We start from the raw sequence: 20,438 nt of genomic DNA, 5'->3' as shown, positions 1-20,438 counted from the left end.
AGCAGGTTCCCACTCACACGACAGCCACAGGGACTGGCGGTGTGTTCGGTTGGCCCGCGACTCGTGACCATAACCACAGGGTCACCACAACGAGGACACGATGGGAAGGGATACTCCGAATCGCCATCTGATTCACCCTCTTCACTCATCGCGATACACCCGAGTTCCCGCAGGAGTCACGAGCAGTGGAATCCCTCGTACCTCGAGCCGCACCTCAACCCCTTCACTACAAGACTCGAGGAACCGCTCGAGCGCTTCGGGATCGAACTCCCTGCCGAGCTGGTAGGCGTCTCGAGGAAGGCCGTGTTCCTCAAGTGTATCGACGATCTCGATGACGAGCGGGTCAGCCGTCGCGCAGGTCATAGAGACCCACCTGTAGAGGGGCAGAGCAAGGCCCGATTTGTTCGACTTCGATTCATCTGTCGGACGGGATGTTTAAGCCCGCGGAGAAGATATCCAATCATGGCAACCGATCCTTCATGGGGTTGGAAGCCACGTCTCGGGTGCCTGTAACACCCGGGGCATTTCAACGGAAACGCCCATCTCTGCTATTCATGGCTTCCGTTCGGGCCAACGTACTGTAGTGTCATATAATTACTGTTTCGTCGTGGAAATTATCTCCCAGAGATGGACGCTGTACTCCGACTCGAGCCAGCGCTAGAACGCTAGTCCTCGGGTTCGAGTTCCGATACGTCGAGATCCCCCTCGAGATACGTCCGTCCGGTATCGGTCAACTGGTACAGTCCGGTGTCGACTGCGGTCAACAATCCGGCGTCCGAAAGCGTGCGACATCGCTTGCTCACGTACTGGCGGTCGTAGTCGATGTTCGCTCCAAGCACTCGTGGCGAGACGAGAATCGGGTGCTCGTCGAAAAAGAGCATAATTTCGTAGTCGACGGGAGCCATCCAGCGAACGCGCTCGACCATGTGATATCGGTATGCTGCGTGCAGCACGGAAAAATCAGTACTATCTCACGGAGTTGAAACCATCTTCGTGGTTTCTGAAAAACCACGTTCGTAGTCAAGATTTATGTCAACGGGGGACCTCGTTGCGGGCACGGAAGCTAAACGCGACGCTCTACCGATATCGTCGCAGAATTGCGGATCGGTGTTAAGGCCACCAGATCCGCGTCAGCCTCCGTATTCAGCCTACGGAAGCCATGTCAAACGACGATCCACGGGGTAATGAAAGCCCCGACCGACAGAACGCATCGACCCGCGCGACGCGACTGTTTCGCGAGCGCCTCGAGACCATCGACCACCTCACGACGATCCTCCTCCGCGAGACGACCCGCTCCCCGGCGCTCGAGCATCTCGAGCCCGCCGAACGCAGCGCCGTTCGCAGACGCCTCCGCGAGATCGACGCGGAGACGAACCGAATCCTCTTGCTCGCGTTCGGCCCCAAGGCGACGATTCCGAACGCGGACCTCGAGTCGATCGACCACACAACCACCGACGACGCACCCACCCACGAGACGACCGACGACACTCGAGGTGAGCCCGATGCGTGACGACCGCGTGGCCGCCCTCGCAGAGCGCGTCGAAACCCTCGAGCGTGACCTCGAGTCGAAAACCCAACGAATCGACGATCTCGAGCGCGACCGCGACCGACTGACGGATCGGGTCCGGACGCTCGAGGACCGACTCGAGAAGTACGAAAACCAACTCGAGGACTGTCAAGACGAACTCGAGACCCACGGAGACCGACTCGAGGACTGCGAGCGCGAGCGCACGCGCTGTGACAGTGCCGTCGACGCGGCGTTGAACAAGGCCGGGACCAACAAGGCCCGACTCGCGGAGCTACAGGCCCGCGAACTCGAGAAGGGCGCACACCTGAAAGCCGAGACCGTCGACGTCCACGAACTCGAGGTCCCCGGCGACCGCCTCGAGCGGGTCACCAAAGACGACGGCGAGGCCTACCTCCGACTCCCCGAGCACGCCGACCCGCTCGCGGACGGCGAGGTCTCGCTCGCCTACGGCGATCTGCTCCCGATTCAACAACTTGCCAGGATGGACGAGGATATGCGCCGATCGGCGGCCAACGCCCTGCCCACGCGGTTGGCGGCGAAACTCTGGCGGGCGCGCACCGACGACGCCGTCGGCGACGATCCCTGGGAACGCGGCTGTAAGGCCGTCGCCGAGTACGTCGCGGCGAGCGATCTCAGACACTGGATCCGAAGACGGGAGCCGGGCATCAGCGAGAGCTACGCCAAGAAGTTAGTCTCGAGGGTGATCGACGCCGCGCTGGACCTCTCGAAGAATCGCCTCGCGGTCCACCGGAAAACCGAGCGAAAGAACGGCCTCGAGTACACCGAACGGCGGCTGGTGCTCCCCGCCGACGCCGACGTCCCCGGGGAAACGACGGGCGGCGACTAAGCGCCGGTGACAACTGGTGTCCTCGGGTGACCGGGGACAGTGGCTCACAGGAAGCCTCGAGAGAGGCCGAGTAACGCGCTCCGAACCGTAATTCACAGCAAGAACGCGGGTGTAGGCGGGTCGGCTACCGGTGGGTCTGTCGCTCGAGTGGTCGTCGGTGGTCACGAAGACGGACAGGGATCGACGGTGAGCCTGAAGACAACAGCTGTCACCGGTGCACTAACTCGAGTCGCCCGGATGAGACGACTGTACCCACGCATCGCGAGAACACCGGTTGTGGAAGAAACCGTCGGTGGAGAACTCGATGTACTGCCGCTCGAGTTCACCCGTAGGCGTTTGCTAATTATTATGGTTGATATTGTTACACGCGCTATGTGCCCGCTCACCCGCTCCAGCGGAGACGATCTCCGAGATCACGACGAACGATTCACGGCGTCCAGTCGGTCGGCGAGGCGACCGCGAGCGAACGGTTACTCGAGTAACACATGCCACTGATCGACGACGACGGCAATCTCTTCGGCGTCGTCAACGTCGTCGACGCGCTCGTCGTCCTCGTGTTGCTCGCCGTGCTCGTCGCGGGGGCCGCGCTCGTCGTAAATGGCGGCGGATCGGCAAGTGTATCGGCGGATCCCGACGAACCGGAAACGAGATACGCGACCGTCGAACTCGGTGACCAACCGGACTACGTCGTCGAGCAGCTCAGCGAGGGTGACACCGCCCTCGCCCGGGGCTGGGGCTCCGACGGGACAGCGGCGAACGTGACGGTGACGGACGTCTCCGTTACCGCCCGAAATGGAGACCAAACGAACGCCTCGACGGACGTGACGATTCGCGTTGCACTCGAGGGAGTAGCCCCCGAAGACGACGGCGAACGAACTGCGTTTCGTGTCGACGGCGACTCGCTCACGCTCGGTAGCGAACTCAAGCTCGACCTGGGCACGTATGCCACGAGCGGGACGGTAACTGCTCTCGACTCGGACGAAGACGCGCTCGCGGCCGACGAAACCACCACCGACACCGAAGTCGAACTCCGAAACGTTACGCCCGCGGTTGCAGACGGACTCGAGGAGGGGATGACTGAAACCGTTCGCGGCGAGACGGTCGCGACGATCCAGTCGGTCGAGAGCGAACCGGCGACCGTCATCCTCGAGAGCGACGGCGGCGATATTTACGAACGGGAGCATCCCCAAAACGTGGACGTCACGCTGACGGTCGAACTGGCGACGACGGAAACCGAGACCGGGACGAGCTTTCGGGGGAGACAACTCGGGATCGGAACGTCCGTTGTCCTCGATTTCGACACAGTGACCGTCGACGGCGAGGTGACCGCCCTCGAGTGAGTACGTGCGGCTGAATCCGACTAAAATGGCCTATCGAGACGGCTAGTCGTCCCTTTCCACCGCGAGCTGTTCCTTTCGATATCGCGCTTCCTGGTCGTCCAATACCGCCTGTCGCTTCCGTTTCGCCGCGTCGGAGAGCATCTCCTCGGACCACTCGAAGCCGCCGTCGGTCTCGAGTTCGACCGATTCGACCCCGGAAAGCTCACCCACCCGGCCTTCGACCTCCTCGAAGAAATACGGGACCATGTGGCAGGCCGGCGTCGTCAGTCGCATCGAAACCTGCACGTGACTCCCGGACACGTCGACGGATTTCACCAGTCCCATTTCGACGATATCGAGGTTCGAGCCGGTCGCAGCGCTGCACGGATCGACGACCTCTCGAAGCGATTCCCGAACCGCTCGAACCGTTGTCACGGAGACGCCACCTCGAACCCGGTCGTCGACCACGGCTCCTCGACCAGCTCCGCGTCGCTGTACTCGTCGTCGACCGTTTGGGCCTCGAGTTCCTCCAGGTCGAAGCCGTGCGCTTCAGCGAAGTTCTCGCCGAGGATCTTTCGTTTGTCCGCCTGGGTGATGGTGAAACTTCCGCTCAGGCTTTCCATCTCCGGGAAGTCGAACTCCCAGAACCGCTCGAGCAGCAACTGCGGGTGGAAGTGCGGCGCGCCGGTGCCCCAGATGATCTTGTCGATCGCGCGTTTGCCGCCGGCGTAGAGGAGATCCTGCATCGTCTCCGCGAACGTCTTCGGCGTCGTCACCGCCTCCGCGAGCGTCAACTCCAGATTGACGTAGACGTTCGGGAACCGGGCGATCTGCCAGCCGGTTTCTCGAGCGAACGTCAGGCCGCCGTGGACGATCTCGAAGGTCAGATCGGGGAAGCTCGCCGCGGCCTCCTCGACGTCGCCGACCTCGTAGGAGTCCATCGGAACCGCGCCGAACGGCATCGCCTTGTGGACGGCGACGACGTCGAGCCCGAGGTCGGCCACGTGTTCCCACAGCGGAAACGCCACTTCCGGGTCGTCCATCGTGAACTTGTGGTGAGTGCCGCTTTCCTCCCAGTAGGATGGGTAGACTTTCACGCCGTGGGGGTCGAATTCCTCGACTTGTCGGGTCAGTTCGCCTTGCGGGTCGTCGAGTCCGACCGCGTCGATGCTTCCCAGCGCAGCGCTCCGCGTCGGGTTGCGCTCGAGGAACGCTTGTGCTTTCTCGAGGGACGTCAGCCCGTCGTGAAAGACCGTAATCGACTGCGGGTGAAACACCGAAAAATCCGTCTGGCTCTCCCGGAACAGCACGTCTTCGGTGTATTCGACGGGCCAGTCGCTCAAAAACGTCTCCGGCGTCCGTTTGTATCCCTCGGGCATCGCATCCTCGAGTCCGACCCCGATGTCTGCGACCTGTTCGGCGTATCTCGGAACGCGGAAGTTCGATTCAGCCTGGTTGTACGCGTGGGAAACGGCGTCGACGACAAATACATCGTCAAGTGTTACCATGCACATAGGGAGTGATCGATCACTATAAATCTGCGGACCATCGCTCCAAGAATATATTAAATTTGACAGAGATTGCTATCCGGCAACCACAGATACGAATTGAACGCTACCGCCTCTGCTATCTACGGGAATGTTTGCTGAGCAGTGCTGAAGACTGGTCAGATTGTATCTCTTATCCGATAGATGTCAGTTATATGCTGTATAGACTGGGCTGGATCCTCGAGACGTGAGACACGGAACGGGGCCAACGCCACGCTGTCGGCCACCCATGAGGTTTAGGGAGTCGAACTAAGCCTGTTCCTCATCTATATAGTATTAAGTACAACAATGGTGATAAAATGACAAAGGACGACTCTTATTTACACACTAACAGGTCCCGTCCAGATCCGACTGGGAACCAGGTGTCTGTGTGCCATAACTGGCAAGAAGACGAGTCGCCTGCTTTAGGCGTGGTTAACGCCATCGCAGCAGCGACTGATACTGCCCCAGAGCGCCTGCAACCGCTCTACGAGAGTGTTGACCCTGATGCCCTCAACATGCTCTTCGAATCAGTATCTGGCCTTGATCGGCACCCTTCACAGCTTTCCGTCTCGTTTCGTCACGAAGGCTGTGATGTGGTCGTTCAGAGCAACGGGAAACTGTATATCTGGCTTGAAGTGGGAGAACACGACGAATGAGCCGACATTATCGATTAAACAGGACAGCGAGTAGCTTGCGTTCAGCCGCGTGAATGTGCTCAGAGAACGTTGGGGACGTAATATCCAGTTTTTCGGCTACTTCCTCTCCAGTGCACTCCCGTGGCCATTCGTAGTAGCCGGCATTGAACGCAGTTCGAATGACTTCCCACTGTCGTTCGGTAAGTTGCGTCCGAATGATTTGTTCTGTTGCAGAGTGAGTGAGTATCGGTGAAAACGACTCTTTTTCCTGTTTTGAAACGAGTTCTACCGTAGTGTTCTCCGCGAGAAACTCCTCGATGACCGTCGAGGCATCATATTTGGGAGGGATCTCTGCGACGATTCGCCCCTCTCCATTCAGAGAGATCGCCTCACGAGGGAGCGCGCCGAGTTCAGCAAGGGAGAACGCCGGACAGTTCCCGGAAGTGAGAAATTCGAACAGTCCTCCGTCCTCGTATTCATACAGAAGGGTGGCATCTATCGTTTCGTATGACGCTACGAGTTCGAGAACCCGAGTAGAATTGATCCCGGTAATGTTGAAAAATTCAGCATATTGATCGTCCATTCGAGGAACCATATCGGCGAGTTCTATGACACAGCCTTCATTTTCTGTTGCACTAATAAACGGATATGTTGGGTCGTCGATCGAAAACTCGACTTCTACGACGATATCCTGCGATCTACCCGAGGCACCTTCAGGCATGGACTAGTTGTTTGTTATGTAGATCGATATTAAGACTATCCCCCAACATATTGGTAAATCAATGATTATGTCTGATTGATAGGCGTGTTTTCACGTATTGTTCCCTATATTTACTATTGCTTGATATAATTTCCTCTCTGCCTTACTCGCTTACGGCTGACACCGTTCGTTCCTCGAGGGTCACATGCAATCGATTCTCTCGGAGTGGAGTGGGTCTCACTGCTGATGTCGTGCTACCCGTCAATGCGCCTCGAGCGGGCGTAAATGGGATCGCTCTCGGAAAGACCTCAGAGGCGTCCGTTCCGCAGGAGCCAGTAATGGACTAGCGAGGGGGTCGTGACACGACCAAATCTTTCCGTTTTTATGGCTCCAACGGGCTACAATCATCGAGAAGGCGGAACCGCCCTTCCGGGGACTCGGTGTGCGATCGTGGAATCGACGGGAACGCCCTCGGTTGCAACGCTCGAGTTATTTTCTGTACCTGGGCGAATGGGACGGTCGCCTTATTCGATTATGTCACACGGACCATCGCAAGACGCAACGATGTCGAACGACAGTCGAACAGCAAGCGAGCAGACGGAACGGGAGGGTCCTTCTCCGACCGTCCCCGCCGGAAAGAGCATCGCGGAACTCACGATCAAGGCGGTCCTGATCGGCCTTGCGCTCAACGTGGTGTTGTTGACCGCGAATATGTATCTCGGCATGCGATCGGGGATGACGATCAGCGCCTCGATTCCGGCCGCGGTCATCAGCATGGGCGTGTTCTACGCGCTTCGAAACGCCGGTATCGGCGGGACGATCCTCGAGAACAACATCGTCCAGACGATGACCTCTGCGGGCGAGGCGCTGGCGGCCGGCGTGATCTTCACGATCGCTGGCGTCACGTTCCTCGACCAGCCAATCGATATCGCGGGGACCGCGTCGGTCGCGGTTCTCGGCGGGCTCCTCGGGGTTCTCTTTATGATCCCGATGCGGCGCTATCTCATCGTCGAGAAGCACGAGGAACTCCCCTATCCGGAGGGGACCGCGTGTGCGGACGTGCTCGAGGCCGGCTCGCAAGGAAAGGACGGCGTGAAGCTCATCTCGCTCGGCTTTCTCGCGAGTTTCGTCTACATGTGGCTGGCCAGCGGAATGGCCGCGTTCAGGACGACGCTACAGACGGCCTTTTCGGCGGGCCAGACCCGCGGGTTCGCCATCGGCGGCGATTTCACGCCCGCACTGATCGGCGTCGGATACATTATCGGGCCGAAAATCGCCGGCTACGTGTTCGGTGGTGGGTTGATCGCCTGGATGATGTTGATTCCACTGCTCATTACGGGCGGCTTTGTTCCGGAGTCGGCCGCCGACGCGACGCTCATGGCCCAGGCAAACGCAGTCTGGGACGAGTACATCCGCTACGTTGGTGCGGGTGCGATGATCGTCGGCGGATTCTACGCGATCCTGTCGATGAGTGGGACGATCCGTGATGCGCTGGGAACCGCTATAGCCGATGTACGCGGTTCGACGGCGGCGAGCGAGCAACGGCGGCGAACGCAGCGCGACCTCCCGATGAAACTCGTCGTCGTTGGGGCCGCCGTGATCGCGCTCGCGCTGGTCGCGGTCCCGCAGGTCCAGGTCGGACTACTGGGCGGAGCCATCGCGGTCGTCGCCGCGTTCCTCTTCGTCGCCGTCTCCGCGTATCTGGTCGGCGTCGTGGGGAGTTCGTCGAACCCCGTCTCCGGGATGGCTGTCGCAACGATCCTGATCGCCGCGCTGGCGCTGAAATCGACCGGCGTGACCGATCCCGTTGTGGTGCTCGTGACTGCCTCGGTCGTCGCGATCGCCGCAGCGGTCGCGGGCGATACCTCCCAGGACCTGAAGACCGGCTACCTCCTCGGTGCCACGCCGCGAAAGCAACAGATCGCACAGATTATCGGGATCGGGATCTCCGCGCTCTTTGCGGGCTGGGTGCTGTCGTTCTTCCATCAGGCCTACGGTATCGGTAGCGAGACCATTCCCGCACCGCAGGCAGGGATGATGGCGCTGATCTCCGAGGGCGTTCTCACCGGCACCGCCCAGTGGGGGATGATCCTCATCGGAGCCGTCTTCGCGATCGTCCTGATCCTCATGAGCGTTCCCGTGTTGCCCTTCGCCGTCGGGATCTACCTCCCGATCACGCTCGCAACGCCGATCTTTCTGGGCGGCTTGCTCCGCGCTGGAATCGACAAATACGTCGCGTGGAACGGCGACCCGGACGGCTCCGCCGCAGAGCGGACGACCTATCGGGGCCGGATCATCGCCGCCGGGTTGATCACCGGCGAGGCGATCATGGGAATTGTCATCGGCGCGCTCTACATCCTCGAGATCGGCGCAGCCACCGGCGCACCGTTCGCGCTCGGATTCGGCGCCGAAACGCAGACGATCCTCGGCGTCGTCGCCCTCGTGGCCCTCCTCGGGATCTTCACTCGAGGCGTCCTCGGCGGATCCCGGACGGCTGACGCATGAGCGCGCACGCGCCGGGTTCGATTCCGATCCGAACGACGGACGACTGGGACGTAACGACCAGCGACGGCGACCGGCGGGTCACGATCACGTGGACGAAGTCCCCTCGAAACCGGCTCGACCGGTTCTTGTTCGACCTCTTCGGCACGAGCCGAGAGCGCGAACTCACGCTCGATTCAGTCGGGACGACCGTCTGGCAACGCTGTGACGGTGAGCACACCGTCTCGGAGATCGCATCGATCGTCGCCGACGAACACGACGCCGATCGGGTCGAACCGGTCGACGAGACGCTCGCACACTTCCTCATGCAACTCGAGGAGCGAGACCTCATTCGGTTCGAGGACCGGCCAGACGGCTGATTCGACGGATAGTCGAGTGGCCGCGAGTAGTCGTACTGGTGTTTCTCGCTGCAACAGGTAGCTCTGTGCTCCCTACTGCGTCGATCCCCCGCGGCGATAGACCGGTCTCGATCGTCGAATTGCTCGAACGGAAGTACCCGATTCTCCGTCAGCTTGATGTCACAGAGAGGGTCGAACCGACAACAAAAAGCGAAGATACGTCACACTAATCTCGGTTGTACCGAGCGTTTGGTCGTCCGGGATTTCCCCTACTAATTGGAGTGCTGGCGTCTCCTGTGAACGGGGCGGTCTGATCGCTGTCCCAACGTCCGGTTGGCGGTCTGTTACCCCTCAGATGCACGGTTTCGGAACTCAACCGATACGGGCGATGCAAGCTCAAAGAATGATTTCACTCTGAGATAGTTCTTTTTCTATACGGGGTAACTGGCTAGATATGGATAGACGAACGTTCGTGGCCGGTACGGCAACGACGGTTGCGTTAACGGCTGGCTGTCTCGCATCGGGTGAAAGCAGGTCGGACGATGATCCGTCGAACGGGTCGAATGACGACGAATCGGACGATTCGAAGAAAGACCCATCAGCGGAACAGCGACCGTATACTGTCGTTGGAGATGAGACCATCGGCGGATCACCAGTACAACACGAAGTAACCGTCGTCGATGGCGACCTCCACTCTCCCGACTCTCCGCTCCGCGTTGAGGTGACGGTCACAAACACGTCCGATGAGACACTCACGTACGGTGAACGCCGCGAGACGCTGTTCTGGGGTAATCGCTCGGAGAACGGCTTTACGCTGCTCCCCGAACTGGATTCGGAGACGACCAGTACAATCCGCGAGTTCGATACGGAGTCCGAGTATTGGGTCGCGACGAGCCCGTTTGCAACGACAACCGACTATCAGGTCGGTACCCTCGAGCCCGATGAGAGCCGTTCAGAGACGTTGAGCGTGGTGGTTAGTCATCAGGAAGAACCGCCGGAGAATCCGCCGACGGAGATGTCGTTCAACACTCGATTCCGTGCTCCCGCCGATGTGGGTTCAGAAACCGAATCCCAACCATCGGAATGGGGTTTTACACTCAGTCTCGATGGCGATACGGAATCGTACGTCGCCGATGGTGATGAGGCGGTGCGCGAGTTCCCCCTTCAGTATACCGTTGACTTGGCGCAGGCACAAATGCAATCCCCCGACGAGCCGATGCAAGTCGAGGTCTCGCTCACGAACGAGTCGGATCAGCGGGTACAGTATGGTGAGCGCCGAACAGCGATGTTTTGGAACGCTCGAGACGACGGGTTCGTTCTGTATCCGGAACAAGAACTGCCTGACGAGAACTACGAGCGAGACGCTGACTCTGGACTGTGGGTTGCAGAAGGTGGATTCGGGATGACGATGGATTACCAATTCGAGACGCTCGAACCGGGAGAAACTCGTTCTGAGACCCTTCTGGTGCTCGTACAACCCGATGAAACGGAGGAGATCAGAGAGAGCCTCCCGTCGGAGCTGTCCTTCGAGACACCCCTCTCTATCACCCAACTCGACGGGGAATCCGTCGATGATGTTTCCACAAACTGGGGATTCGCCCTCCAAGAGAACGCAGAGTAACCAATCTCGAGTCACTCGTCGAGCGAAACGTCCCCTCGTCCGGTCGAAGTGGACGCGTCGCTCTTTTGATTCTGTGAAATATACTCAAAGATACGCCGAGGTCGTTCACACGTGGAGGCTCGAGCAGCAGCCGTGAAGGCTGATACCACCATCATACGCTCCGTCGTTCCCATCAGTTCGAGACCAACGACATCGTACGGCAGGACAAAACACCTATATCACTGCAAAAGACGTACCACGAATATGAACTCTCCGGGTAAGCCATGGAATTAATCGACGAAGATGGGAACCTCTTCGGCGCAGTCAACGTCATCGACGCGCTCGTGATCGTACTCGCTCTCGCGGTCGTCGTCGCTGGAATCGCCGTCGTCGGCGTCCTCGGCACTGGAGACGACCCTGAAGAGACCGCTATCGAGACTCAGTACGCGACGATCGATGTCGGCACCCAATCGATCGCGACCGCCGAATCCATCACCGCGGGCGACGAGATGACGACCGGTGACGAACGGCTCTCGATCACCGACGTGTACGCGACGCGGACCTCGAGCGACACCGCAGACGTCACTGTGCGCACCGAAGTTGCGGCCAGCCAGCACGAGAACGGAACGGTCACGTTCAACGACGGTCAGTTCGCAACCGGCCAGAACGTCTCGATCCAGACCGACGAGTACGACGTGACCGGCAGCATCGACGCTGTCGAAGCCAATACGACCGCGCTCTCGACCACCGAAACGGCGGTACTGTTCGAAGACACCGTCGATCGGGAGACGGCCGAACAGATACGGGCCGGTAACGAGTCCGCGGTCGGCAACGACACGGCCGCGACGCTCGAGTCGGCCTCGATACACCCGATCGGCGACGATCAGTATCGCGTCACCGCTGGGGCGACGCTCACGACGCTCCAGGGCGAGGACGACGTTCGATACGGAAAGCACCTCGTCGAACCCGGCGCGACGATTCCGTTCGCGACTGACTCGTACACCCTCGAGCCGACGATCCTCGAGACCGGGACGACGGACGAACCGGGCGAGGCGACGACGACCACCGTCGAACTCGATCTGAACGGACTCTCGGATCGCGAGGCCAGCCTGTTCGAACCCGGACTGACCGAGACGGCCGGCGGGGAGACGTGGGCAACGGTCACGGATGTGGATCGCGAACCCGCCACGGTCGTCGTCGAAGCGGAGGACGGCACCCTCAACGAACAGACCCACCCGACGAAAGACGACGTGACGCTCACCGTCGAACTCGAGACCCGCGAGACGGATCTCGGAACGGAGTTCAAGGGTGAGAAGTTGCGTACCGGCGACACCATCTACTTCGACTTTGGCGTCACGACCGTCGAAGAACGCGCCTGGATTGTCGACTGAACGGGCGTTAGTCCTCTTTTCAAGTCAGCAACCGCCTGGAAACGACCAAAATCGCCGCTCCTGCGGCGACGACGCCGATGAGTGTCGGAACGAGCTGGTCAGTTCCCCAGTCCCACCCGAGGAATTGTGTTCCCACAATTGCAATAAGGGCGAATAAGAGACCAACTGCAGTTATTACGGACGATTGATTGCCGTATTTGGAAGCCATATGTCGAACTGTGTGGAGCATTGCTGTAAAAGTGTGCGCCGAGTCTCGCACCTAGATACCGGGACTGTGACCCGACCGACCGACGAGTACCAATCTCACAGAACTATCTGCCTCTGTAAGCTGGCTCGAGTGCTCTGCCCGTACTTGACGGTGTTGAAACGCCGACACCTGTTACCGACACGGAAACTCCGATGAAAACATATATGATTGGACGAGAAATCCCACGCCTGTCAGTATGGAACTCGAAGAGTTCACGCAGTCCAACGCCCCTGACGAAGGCGGCGACGGATTCCAGAAGGAGAACAATCGTCTGCTAGATATCCCGCTCGATGGAACCGTGATGGTCAAAGCCGGATCGATGGTCGCGTACACCGGCGACATTACGTTCACGGGAAAATCGTCGGCTGAAGGCGGTCTCACCGGAATGGTCAAGGAGGCCGTAAGCGGTGAGGGGACACCCATCATGGAAGCGACGGGAAACGGCCACCTGTATATCGCCGAGCAGAGCAAGAAGGTACAGTTGCTCGATCTCGACGCTGATGAATCGATCTCCGTCAACGGAAACGACGTCCTCGCGTTCGAAACGAGCGTCGACTACGAGATCAATACTGTCAAGAGCATCTCGGGGATGGCGGCGGGCGGCCTGACGAACGTTTACCTCTCCGGTCCGGGGGAAGTCGCGATTTCAACGCACGGTGACCCGCTCGTCATGACGCCGCCGGTCTACACGGACCCGGATGCGACGGTCGCATGGAGCGCAAATCTCTCCCCGTCGTTCGAGACGAACAAGCTGTTCGAGATCGGCCAGACCTCCGGCGAATCGGTTCAGATGGAGTTTACGGGTTCGGGGGGATTCGTCGTTGTCCAGCCGAACGAAGAAGGATCCGTTACCGAGGCGTAGGCAAGTAACAGTACTGCGGCAAGATACTGAGTTCACACCCTGTTAGCAAACCGCATTGAGAAATGAACCGTTCTTTCGACAATTATATATAACATCATTTGTGCTATACAGATAGAATGTCATTCCTTACCACAGCAAAGGATTTCAGCCAGCTTGTGAGCAAATATTTCGTATTGTGGGTCGTGATTGCGGTTGTTCTTTCATTTCTGAGTCCTGAAACGTTCGTGTGGATTGGCGAGTACGTGTCTCTATTGTTAGGTGTTGTGATGCTGGGAATGGGGCTTACGCTCACTACCGACGATTTCAAACGGATTCTCGAGCGCCCGCGAGACGTGCTCCTCGCAGCGGCGGCCCAGTGGCTGATTATGCCAACTGCGGCGTATGCGCTCGTGCTCGCACTTTCGCTGCCTGCAGAGATCGGCATCGGGCTCATTATTCTGGGAGCAGCACCGGGCGGGACGGCCTCCAACGTGTACACGTATCTCGGGAAAGGCGATGTTGCCCTTTCAGTAACTGTGACCTCCATGACGACGCTCGCAGCGCCGATCGTGATGCCGGCCTGGGTGATCCTCTTTGCCGGGGAGCAGATCCAGGTCACGTTTGCGGAGATGTTTCAGGAGATCGTTTTTATCGTCGTGGTTCCGGTCGTTCTCGGTCTCACGCTACGGCGTATTCTCGATCGGTATGCACCGACTGCTGCGAAAGCGGGATTGACGGTCTTCCCAGCGGTCAGCGTACTGGCAATCGTCGCGATCGTTGCAGCGGTCGTCGGCGCGAACGTCGAAAACCTCCTTACCGCGAGCGTCATCGTCTTATTTGCGGTTGTTCTCCACAACGTGATCGGCCTGTCTGCTGGCTACGGGACGGGGTACGTGTTCGGAATGGCGGCAGATCGATCGCGCGCGTGCTCGTTCGAGGTTGGAATGCAAAATAGCGCGCTGGCTGTCGCGATCGCAACCGGGTTCTTTTCACCGTTGGCATCGCTAGTCCCTGCGCTTGCGGTCGTTCTCCACCAACTTACTGGTCCTGCGCTGGCTTCCTATTTTTCGAGCCGAGACGATGAGCCAATCGACGAAACAACGAAGCCAGCCCAATCGGTCAGCGACTAACGTCAGTGTTCGCCGATCGGTGAACCGTTTTTCCAGCACCGTTGCAGATATCGAGCGGGTAGCGCAATCGACGAACCAGGCGGGGGACTCTCGAGAGCAAGAACAAGTGCAGTTGCCGGGAGTCGAGGTGAAGAACGGTCTTTGCGGCCAGAGAAGGTCACGAAACCCATATGCTTAATTGATTTTCGTTCGATTAGGCAGGTATGTCAACCGAACTCCAGGCCCTTTCCTCGATACTGGACTCCGACCAAATATCGTATACACAAGCTGATCGACATGAACGATCTGTCGATTGGGGGACCAGCGAGGAGAACGGCGTGCCACCGGACGTCGTCGTTTGGCCCGAGAGCACTGCAGATGTGGCTGCAGTACTTTCGTGGGCCAACGAGGAAAGAATCCCAGTCACCCCGTACGCCGCCGGAACGAGCCTCGAGGGGAACGCCGTCCCGCTGGAGAAGGGCATAAGCCTCGATATGACTCGAATGAACGAGATCCATGAGATTCGGCCAGATGATCTCCAGATCGATGTTGGACCCGGGATTTACGGCGACGAAATCAACGAAGCGGTTGGAAAACAGGGCCTCGTTTTGCCGTCGCTCCCCTCATCGGGAAAAATCTCGACGATCGGCGGGATGCTCGCGAACGATGCGTCGGGTATGAAGACCGTAAAGTACGGCGAAGTCGCAGACTGGCTCCTCGAGGTTGAGGCCGTGTTGCCGACAGGAGAAGTGATAACTGCCGGGAGCAAGGCGACGAAGACTTCGTCCGGGTATAATTTGCTGGACTTGCTCGTCGGAAGTGAGGGAACGCTGGGAGTCATCACACGAGCGACGCTGCAATTGGCTGGCCGTCCGGAGCAGATCTGGGGCGGGCGAGCAACCTTTACAGAGCTCGGCGATGCGGCCGATGCGATTTTCGATACGATCCGTTCCGGCGTTGACGTTGCCAAGATCGAACTGATCGATTCGATCAGTGCAGAGATGGCGAACGCCAGTCTGGATACCGGCTTATCGAACTCGCCGATGGTGTTTCTCGAGTTCCACGCGAACCACAGCATCGAAGCCGAAGTGGAGTTCTGTCGGACGATATTCGAAGCACACGATGTCGACGAGTTTGCCGTCGCTGAGAGCGGTCCAGAGATGACGGATCTCTGGGAAGCGCGGCGTGAACTCGCGGACGCTGTCGATCCCTTTGATCCGGACCTTTCTTCGCTCACTCCCGGGGACGTGACGGTTCCGATCAGCGAGTATCCGGAGATGGTGAGATACGTTAAAGAATTGGGTGATGAACACGACTTTCTGATCCCGTGCTTTGGACACGCAGGAGACGGGAACCTCCACTACTTCGTCATGGTCGATGTTGAGGACGAGGAGATGGTGGAAACAGGGAAACAGATCTCGAAGCAAATCGTCGAAAAAGCAATCGAAATGAACGGGACCGCGACTGGTGAGCACGGGGTTGGAATTGGGAAACAAGACTACCTTGCCAGCGAGCACGGAGACGCGGCGGTCGAAGCGATGCGATCGATCAAGCAGGCGTTCGACCCGAACGGGATACTCAACCCGGGTAAAGTTCTCCCCGAGCCATAGACTGGGTAAACGGTCGAAATACTCGCCGGGGAAGGGATCAACCACTACAATCACAACATCGAAACCTCGCCGCGGTACTTCCTCGAGATCGTCGACTTCCACAGCTTCGAGGATCGGGCCCACACGCTCGAGGTCGCCACATCGGCGGGAATGGACCTCTGTGCGGGCGTCATCCTTGGAATGGGTGAGACGTCGACCGTGACATTTACATCGGTATCGAGGTCGGTGAAATCTCGGTTCGGTTCGAACGGCGCGAATAACAGTAGCGGCAAACGAAGAGATTGCCCGCTCGAGAGAACCACTCCTTTCGAGACCTTATCGAACTGACCAACGGATACCCGCGCCGGCCAAACAGACGGCCGAGACAGCCGGAGCCACACCGAGTGTTACTCAGGGACGAACGAATCAATCCTGACTCCTCGAGCCGTGACGGGCGAACTGACCTGGATCAGTCGTCGTCTCCCGTCACTCCGGACGCGGGTTCCTCGAGGTCGACTTTTGACTCGGTCAGATCGCTCCCTCGCCACGTGCCGCGTCGGTACCACGCGTAGGCGATCGCCGCTCCGATGACGTTCGAAACCGCGAACGCGAGCCAGATCCCGGTCTCTCCGAACGGCCCCGTCGCGAACCAGGCGATCGGAAAGCGGATGACGCCGAGCATCAGGACGGAGATGGCGGCGGCGGTGAGCGTCTTTCCGGCGCCCCGGAAGCTCCCTGTGTACGCCCGCATAATACCGATGAACCCGAACGACAGCGCGACGTACCGAAGGAACTCCGCTCCGATGGAGACTACTTCGGCGGCGTTTTCCTGATCGGCACCGACGAACACCGAGACGATGGGTTCTGGGACGAGGAAGACGAGGATTCCGGCAACCGTGAGGACGCCGAAGAGGACTTTCGCCGCGAGCCCTGCCGCCTGTTCCGCACGGTCCGGTTTCCCGGCACCCATGTTCTGGCCGGTCATCGTTTCGACGCCGCGGGCGACGGCGATTGCGGGAAGGAAGACGACCGAGAAGACGCGCGTTCCGATGCCGTAGGCGGCAACGACCGTATCCGGGAACATCGCGACGATTACCAACAGGAGGTTCATCGACAGCGCTCGCCCGGTGCCTTCGATGGATGCCGGCAGGCCGATTCGAAAGAGCCGACGGAGATACGCGAGATCCGGCAGCATATCCCGGAGGTTGATCTGGATACCATGGTTGCCGCGGAACATGATCACCAGGCCGACCAGCAGGGCGAGTGCCCGCGAGAACACGGTGGCGATGGCCGCGCCCTGAATACCGAGTTCGGGGAACGAAATCGTACCGACGAGGGGAGCGTTCTCGACGACCGTCCACCCGAATATCAAGAACGGGTCGAGGATGATGTTGAGCACGACCGACCCGAACATGACGAGCATCGGGGTGATCGTGTCCCCGGACCCTCGCATGAGGGAGATGAAGATGGCGAAGCCGAACATGAACAGCAAGCCAAGCGAGATGACTTCCATGTAGTCTGTCGCCATCGGTAGGACGTCATCCGATGCGCCCATCAGGCTGAGAAACGTATCGACGCCGAAGTACCCGACTACGCCGAGGACGAGTGAGGCGATAGCGGCGAAGGTTACGGATTGCGAGGCGGCGTACTCGGCCTCACGTTTCTGGTTTGCACCAGTATACTGGGCGACGAGGATGCTGCCGGCGACGGCGATTCCCATCCCGAGCGATATGAGAAGGAACACGAGCGGGAACGCGAAACTGATCGCGGCCAGTGCGTCGGTATTGTACTGTCCGAGCCAGAACGTATCCGCGAGATTGTACGCCGTCTGAAAGAGGTTCGTGACGACGATCGGCATCGCGAGGAAGAACAACGGCTTCCCAATGCCGCCCGACGTCAGATCGACCTCTTCGGGACCTTTGAAGAGTGAACTGATGCGGCTTACGAGTCCCATTACTGTGCGACCTCCGTGTGCTCATCGACGAGCAGGTGCCTCTGAATGTATCTTATCATTGTATTGTAAAATCGAGCGGGACCGCGCGGCTAGTGAACCGCTCGGGTAATTCGTCGAGAAAGGCGACGAACAACTGGTCTTTGGAGTCGTCGTGGTGGTGAATCGACCACTTGCTCGGACCCGCTTTCGCAGCGATATCCTGGAGGATAAGATCCGTGTATCCGCACTCGCAGAGAACACGATACGTTGCCTCCAGAATCTCGGTGGCTGGTTCGTCCGCCATGACGGGAGATATCCAACTTACTAACCAGTCAGTCAAAAACCTTCGGGAGTTCGAATCGATCGGGATCTCATCGCCACAGTGGATTGAAAGGGTTCTGAGGGGCGTAATAGAGCAGTTCGAATACTGACGACCCAGTCAAAACCGTTATCTGGCGGAGGACGTACATACCAGCAATGGCCGACCTCCCGGAACGGACTTCTTCGGAGCCCAACGTGGATATCATGCGTGCGACCTATCGCGCGCTTCGAGAGCACGGATACGCCGATCTCACGATCAAACGCATTGCCGAAGAATACGGGAAATCGACCGCCGCCATTCACTACCACTACGACACGAAAGAGGACTTGCTCGCAGCGTTTCTGGACTTTATCCTCGACCGGTTCGTCGAGACGATACACGAAGTCGAGACGACGGACCCCGAACGGCGATTGGACCTGCTGCTCGACCAACTCCTCGTCGCACCGGCGGACCATCACGACCTGTTGATCGCAGTACTCGAGATGCGGGGCCAGACGCCGTACAACGAGACGTTTGCCGACCGGTTCCAACAGAACGACGAGTACGTCCGATACATGCTTCGAACGGTGATCGATCACGGCATCTCCGAAGGCGTGTTCACTGACGTCGACGCCGAACACGTGACGCGAGCGCTCATGACCATCGTTGACGGTGGCCGTACGCGTGCTGTCGTTCTGGATGAGACGGATACGCTCGCGACAGCCAGACGGACGGCGGACGAATACGTAAATGCCGTTCTCAGAGCTGAGACGGATCGCGCTGAAGAAACGTAGCGCGACTCCTACTCGTTTCGTAACTGTTCGTTTCGTTGCTCCGAACGCGCGGAGATTTTTGGTTTGATCAGTCCGATTCCGCGTCCCGCTGGCGTTCTCGGAGTTCGGCGATTCGGTCTTCCGTCGAGGGATGCGTACCGAACAGCCAACGCTCGAGCCGGTGGAGTCGTCGTCGTACCTCCCAGTAGGCCGGCTCGATATCCCCCTCGGGCCCGAGCATGACCTTCTCGAGTTCGGCCGGCTCAAGCGGGAGGATCGACAGCGACGAGACGCCGGAGACTTCCCGCAGGTCGCGAGTGGGGGTCTCCTCGATGGTCCGATCCAACCTCGATAACGCGTCGGCGAGGGCGGCCGGCGAGCCGGTAACCTCCGCGGCCGCCCGGTCGGCGGCGACCTCTCTGGCTCTCGAGAGGCGAGCCGAGATGGTCCTGCCGACGACCCAGACCACGGAAGACAGCGCCGCCAGCGGGACGATGATGATGACGGTCCACCCCGGCTTCTCGATCGCTGCGATGCGCGAGCGGAGGCCGTCGGCGAGAACGATCGGAAGCGAGACGGCCGTCATGACCATCGCGTCTCGGTTTTTGACGTGGGCGAGTTCGTGGGCGATCACCGCCTCGAGTTGCTCGCCCTCGAGCGCGTTGATCGTCCCGAGCGAGAGGACCAGATGCACGGACTCGGGCCGAAAGCCAACGGCCAGCGCTTCGGGCGTCTCCCGATCGGAGACCGCGATGGTGGGCACGGGAACGTCCAACTGGGCGGCGACGCGCGTCGTCGTTTCGTACAGCTCCGGTGCGTCGTCTCGAGACACGGTGTGTGCATCTGCCAGCCGTTCGATCGTCTCGAGGTGCGTGTACTCGAGGTAGCCGATCGTCAACAACGTTCCAGCGGTGATGGCAAAGGCGGCCTGTGCGGCGAACGGACTCTCGAAAACGGCGAAGAGCGCGTAGAAGACGACCCAGACGCCGCCGAGCAATCCCGCCGTGACGAGCACCAACCCCAGGATCGCGGCGACCATTCGGAGACGGAGAGCCGTTAGGCGAGTGACCATACGAGTGCAGTGTGACCGGTGGAATAAAATACTGATTGACACGTCCGCTATCGTCGCTTCGAGTTCGACGGCCATCCACGGGTCGATGTTCTTGTAGCTATCCCGTCGGTCCGAACAGCTACCGAGGTTTCGCAACGGTGTGTGACTAGCATAAAAATAAAATCACCGGACGGCACTCGATATA

Annotated in this window: 21 protein-coding genes and 1 pseudogene; 13 read left to right on the top strand and 9 right to left on the bottom strand. The window is 59.3% G+C overall.

The genetic code is table 11. The annotated features are described in order from the left end of the window. Positions 1-141 precede the first annotated feature (141 nt). Both HALLA_RS08070 and HALLA_RS08065 read right to left on the bottom strand, forming a co-directional pair. Positions 142-363 (bottom strand): hypothetical protein, encoded by a 222-nt coding sequence (locus HALLA_RS08070; RefSeq protein WP_049952870.1) that lies wholly within the window; start codon positions 361-363, stop codon positions 142-144. 302 nt (positions 364-665) lie between these two features. Continuing rightward, on the bottom strand, positions 666-926 hold the full coding sequence (locus tag HALLA_RS08065) for a phage repressor protein (protein ID WP_084568960.1): 261 nt from the start codon (positions 924-926) through the stop codon (positions 666-668). A 233-nt stretch (positions 927-1,159) separates the two neighbouring features. Here HALLA_RS08065 and HALLA_RS08060 point away from each other — a divergent pair, with 233 nt between their 5' ends. The 3 genes from HALLA_RS08060 (at position 1,160) to HALLA_RS08050 (ending at position 3,715) form a co-directional block, all read left to right on the top strand. Beyond that, positions 1,160-1,510 (top strand): hypothetical protein, encoded by a 351-nt coding sequence (locus HALLA_RS08060; RefSeq protein WP_049952869.1) that lies wholly within the window; start codon positions 1,160-1,162, stop codon positions 1,508-1,510. Further along, positions 1,503-2,375 (top strand): hypothetical protein, encoded by an 873-nt coding sequence (locus HALLA_RS08055; RefSeq protein ID WP_049952868.1) that lies wholly within the window; start codon positions 1,503-1,505, stop codon positions 2,373-2,375. The genes HALLA_RS08060 and HALLA_RS08055 overlap by 8 nt, the downstream gene beginning before the upstream one ends. Before the next feature lie 485 nt (positions 2,376-2,860). After that, positions 2,861-3,715: a DUF4330 family protein gene (locus tag HALLA_RS08050; RefSeq protein ID WP_049952867.1), complete on the top strand. Its 855-nt coding sequence runs from the start codon at positions 2,861-2,863 to the stop codon at positions 3,713-3,715. Between the two features lie 42 nt (positions 3,716-3,757). Here HALLA_RS08050 and HALLA_RS08045 read toward each other — a convergent pair whose 3' ends face one another. Both HALLA_RS08045 and HALLA_RS08040 read right to left on the bottom strand, forming a co-directional pair. Next, the gene (locus HALLA_RS08045) at positions 3,758-4,129 is read right to left on the bottom strand and encodes a metal-sulfur cluster assembly factor (protein WP_242406155.1); all 372 of its coding nucleotides are present in this window, start codon (positions 4,127-4,129) and stop codon (positions 3,758-3,760) included. Further along, positions 4,126-5,202 (bottom strand): amidohydrolase family protein, encoded by a 1,077-nt coding sequence (locus HALLA_RS08040; protein ID WP_049952865.1) that lies wholly within the window; start codon positions 5,200-5,202, stop codon positions 4,126-4,128. Before HALLA_RS08040 ends, HALLA_RS08045 begins: the two co-directional genes overlap by 4 nt. Before the next feature lie 338 nt (positions 5,203-5,540). Between HALLA_RS08040 and HALLA_RS19960 the strand changes: the two genes are divergently transcribed. Next, on the top strand, positions 5,541-5,879 hold the full coding sequence (locus HALLA_RS19960) for a HalOD1 output domain-containing protein (protein ID WP_157231345.1): 339 nt from the start codon (positions 5,541-5,543) through the stop codon (positions 5,877-5,879). Positions 5,880-5,886: 7 nt separating this feature from the next. Here the strand turns inward: HALLA_RS19960 and HALLA_RS08035 are convergent, their stop codons facing one another. After that, positions 5,887-6,579 carry a helix-turn-helix domain-containing protein gene (locus HALLA_RS08035; protein ID WP_049952864.1) on the bottom strand — a complete coding sequence of 231 codons (693 nt, stop codon included), beginning with the start codon at positions 6,577-6,579 and terminating at the stop codon, positions 5,887-5,889. A gap of 513 nt (positions 6,580-7,092) precedes the next feature. On the opposite strand from HALLA_RS08035, the gene HALLA_RS08030 reads away from it, so the two are divergent. From HALLA_RS08030 to HALLA_RS08015, 4 genes are all read left to right on the top strand, one after another. Then, a complete protein-coding gene (locus HALLA_RS08030; RefSeq protein ID WP_049952863.1) occupies positions 7,093-9,063 on the top strand; it encodes an OPT family oligopeptide transporter in 1,971 nt (656 codons plus the stop codon). Beyond that, the gene (locus tag HALLA_RS08025) at positions 9,060-9,419 is read left to right on the top strand and encodes a PqqD family protein (protein WP_049952862.1); all 360 of its coding nucleotides are present in this window, start codon (positions 9,060-9,062) and stop codon (positions 9,417-9,419) included. The genes HALLA_RS08030 and HALLA_RS08025 overlap by 4 nt, the downstream gene beginning before the upstream one ends. A gap of 433 nt (positions 9,420-9,852) precedes the next feature. Next, positions 9,853-11,019: a hypothetical protein gene (locus HALLA_RS08020; protein ID WP_049952861.1), complete on the top strand. Its 1,167-nt coding sequence runs from the start codon at positions 9,853-9,855 to the stop codon at positions 11,017-11,019. A gap of 263 nt (positions 11,020-11,282) precedes the next feature. Beyond that, positions 11,283-12,389, top strand: coding sequence for a DUF4330 family protein (locus HALLA_RS08015; RefSeq protein WP_049952860.1), 1,107 nt, complete (start codon positions 11,283-11,285; stop codon positions 12,387-12,389). Positions 12,390-12,408: 19 nt separating this feature from the next. Here HALLA_RS08015 and HALLA_RS08010 read toward each other — a convergent pair whose 3' ends face one another. Then, the gene (locus tag HALLA_RS08010) at positions 12,409-12,597 is read right to left on the bottom strand and encodes a hypothetical protein (RefSeq protein ID WP_049952859.1); all 189 of its coding nucleotides are present in this window, start codon (positions 12,595-12,597) and stop codon (positions 12,409-12,411) included. A 235-nt stretch (positions 12,598-12,832) separates the two neighbouring features. Here HALLA_RS08010 and HALLA_RS08005 point away from each other — a divergent pair, with 235 nt between their 5' ends. The 4 genes and pseudogenes from HALLA_RS08005 to HALLA_RS19955 form a co-directional block, all read left to right on the top strand. Beyond that, positions 12,833-13,498 (top strand): AIM24 family protein, encoded by a 666-nt coding sequence (locus HALLA_RS08005; RefSeq protein ID WP_049952858.1) that lies wholly within the window; start codon positions 12,833-12,835, stop codon positions 13,496-13,498. A gap of 116 nt (positions 13,499-13,614) precedes the next feature. After that, positions 13,615-14,607 (top strand): bile acid:sodium symporter family protein, encoded by a 993-nt coding sequence (locus HALLA_RS08000; RefSeq protein ID WP_049952857.1) that lies wholly within the window; start codon positions 13,615-13,617, stop codon positions 14,605-14,607. Between the two features lie 203 nt (positions 14,608-14,810). After that, the gene (locus tag HALLA_RS07995; protein WP_049952856.1) at positions 14,811-16,196 is read left to right on the top strand and encodes an FAD-binding oxidoreductase; all 1,386 of its coding nucleotides are present in this window, start codon (positions 14,811-14,813) and stop codon (positions 16,194-16,196) included. A gap of 18 nt (positions 16,197-16,214) precedes the next feature. Continuing rightward, positions 16,215-16,394: pseudogene (locus HALLA_RS19955) on the top strand (biotin synthase BioB); the annotation flags it as partial. Positions 16,395-16,644: 250 nt separating this feature from the next. Here HALLA_RS19955 and HALLA_RS07985 read toward each other — a convergent pair. Next, the gene (locus HALLA_RS07985; protein ID WP_049952854.1) at positions 16,645-18,129 is read right to left on the bottom strand and encodes an MATE family efflux transporter; all 1,485 of its coding nucleotides are present in this window, start codon (positions 18,127-18,129) and stop codon (positions 16,645-16,647) included. 55 nt (positions 18,130-18,184) lie between these two features. Continuing rightward, the gene (locus tag HALLA_RS07980; protein ID WP_049952853.1) at positions 18,185-18,412 is read right to left on the bottom strand and encodes a TetR/AcrR family transcriptional regulator; all 228 of its coding nucleotides are present in this window, start codon (positions 18,410-18,412) and stop codon (positions 18,185-18,187) included. A gap of 173 nt (positions 18,413-18,585) precedes the next feature. Between HALLA_RS07980 and HALLA_RS07975 the strand changes: the two genes are divergently transcribed. Further along, positions 18,586-19,203, top strand: coding sequence for a TetR/AcrR family transcriptional regulator (locus HALLA_RS07975; RefSeq protein WP_049952852.1), 618 nt, complete (start codon positions 18,586-18,588; stop codon positions 19,201-19,203). Between the two features lie 67 nt (positions 19,204-19,270). Here HALLA_RS07975 and HALLA_RS07970 read toward each other — a convergent pair whose 3' ends face one another. Then, complete coding sequence (locus tag HALLA_RS07970; RefSeq protein WP_242406154.1) at positions 19,271-20,254, bottom strand: M48 family metalloprotease; 984 nt, start codon at positions 20,252-20,254, stop codon at positions 19,271-19,273. Positions 20,255-20,438 lie beyond the last annotated feature (184 nt).

This window comes from Halostagnicola larsenii XH-48 (assembly GCF_000517625.1).
Classification (GTDB): Archaea; Halobacteriota; Halobacteria; order Halobacteriales; family Natrialbaceae; genus Halostagnicola; species Halostagnicola larsenii.
The sequence above is the reverse complement of the archived record's forward strand: the minus strand, read 5'-3'. Positions and strand labels throughout refer to the sequence as shown.

Excerpts from the sequence above, each read along its gene's own strand:
- HALLA_RS08070 (WP_049952870.1), bottom strand. The coding sequence starts at position 363 with ATGACCTGCGCGACGGCTGACCCGCTCGTCATCGAGATCGTCGATACA.
- HALLA_RS08065 (WP_084568960.1), bottom strand. The coding sequence starts at position 926 with ATGGTCGAGCGCGTTCGCTGGATGGCTCCCGTCGACTACGAAATTATG.
- HALLA_RS08060 (WP_049952869.1), top strand. The coding sequence starts at position 1,160 with ATGTCAAACGACGATCCACGGGGTAATGAAAGCCCCGACCGACAGAAC.
- HALLA_RS08055 (WP_049952868.1), top strand. The coding sequence starts at position 1,503 with ATGCGTGACGACCGCGTGGCCGCCCTCGCAGAGCGCGTCGAAACCCTC.
- HALLA_RS08050 (WP_049952867.1), top strand. The coding sequence starts at position 2,861 with ATGCCACTGATCGACGACGACGGCAATCTCTTCGGCGTCGTCAACGTC.
- HALLA_RS08040 (WP_049952865.1), bottom strand. The coding sequence starts at position 5,202 with ATGGTAACACTTGACGATGTATTTGTCGTCGACGCCGTTTCCCACGCG.
- HALLA_RS19960 (WP_157231345.1), top strand. The coding sequence starts at position 5,541 with ATGACAAAGGACGACTCTTATTTACACACTAACAGGTCCCGTCCAGAT.
- HALLA_RS08035 (WP_049952864.1), bottom strand. The coding sequence starts at position 6,579 with ATGCCTGAAGGTGCCTCGGGTAGATCGCAGGATATCGTCGTAGAAGTC.
- HALLA_RS08030 (WP_049952863.1), top strand. The coding sequence starts at position 7,093 with ATGTCACACGGACCATCGCAAGACGCAACGATGTCGAACGACAGTCGA.
- HALLA_RS08025 (WP_049952862.1), top strand. The coding sequence starts at position 9,060 with ATGAGCGCGCACGCGCCGGGTTCGATTCCGATCCGAACGACGGACGAC.
- HALLA_RS08020 (WP_049952861.1), top strand. The coding sequence starts at position 9,853 with ATGGATAGACGAACGTTCGTGGCCGGTACGGCAACGACGGTTGCGTTA.
- HALLA_RS08015 (WP_049952860.1), top strand. The coding sequence starts at position 11,283 with ATGGAATTAATCGACGAAGATGGGAACCTCTTCGGCGCAGTCAACGTC.
- HALLA_RS08010 (WP_049952859.1), bottom strand. The coding sequence starts at position 12,597 with ATGGCTTCCAAATACGGCAATCAATCGTCCGTAATAACTGCAGTTGGT.
- HALLA_RS08005 (WP_049952858.1), top strand. The coding sequence starts at position 12,833 with ATGGAACTCGAAGAGTTCACGCAGTCCAACGCCCCTGACGAAGGCGGC.
- HALLA_RS08000 (WP_049952857.1), top strand. The coding sequence starts at position 13,615 with ATGTCATTCCTTACCACAGCAAAGGATTTCAGCCAGCTTGTGAGCAAA.
- HALLA_RS07995 (WP_049952856.1), top strand. The coding sequence starts at position 14,811 with ATGTCAACCGAACTCCAGGCCCTTTCCTCGATACTGGACTCCGACCAA.
- HALLA_RS07985 (WP_049952854.1), bottom strand. The coding sequence starts at position 18,129 with ATGGGACTCGTAAGCCGCATCAGTTCACTCTTCAAAGGTCCCGAAGAG.
- HALLA_RS07980 (WP_049952853.1), bottom strand. The coding sequence starts at position 18,412 with ATGGCGGACGAACCAGCCACCGAGATTCTGGAGGCAACGTATCGTGTT.
- HALLA_RS07975 (WP_049952852.1), top strand. The coding sequence starts at position 18,586 with ATGGCCGACCTCCCGGAACGGACTTCTTCGGAGCCCAACGTGGATATC.
- HALLA_RS07970 (WP_242406154.1), bottom strand. The coding sequence starts at position 20,254 with ATGGTCACTCGCCTAACGGCTCTCCGTCTCCGAATGGTCGCCGCGATC.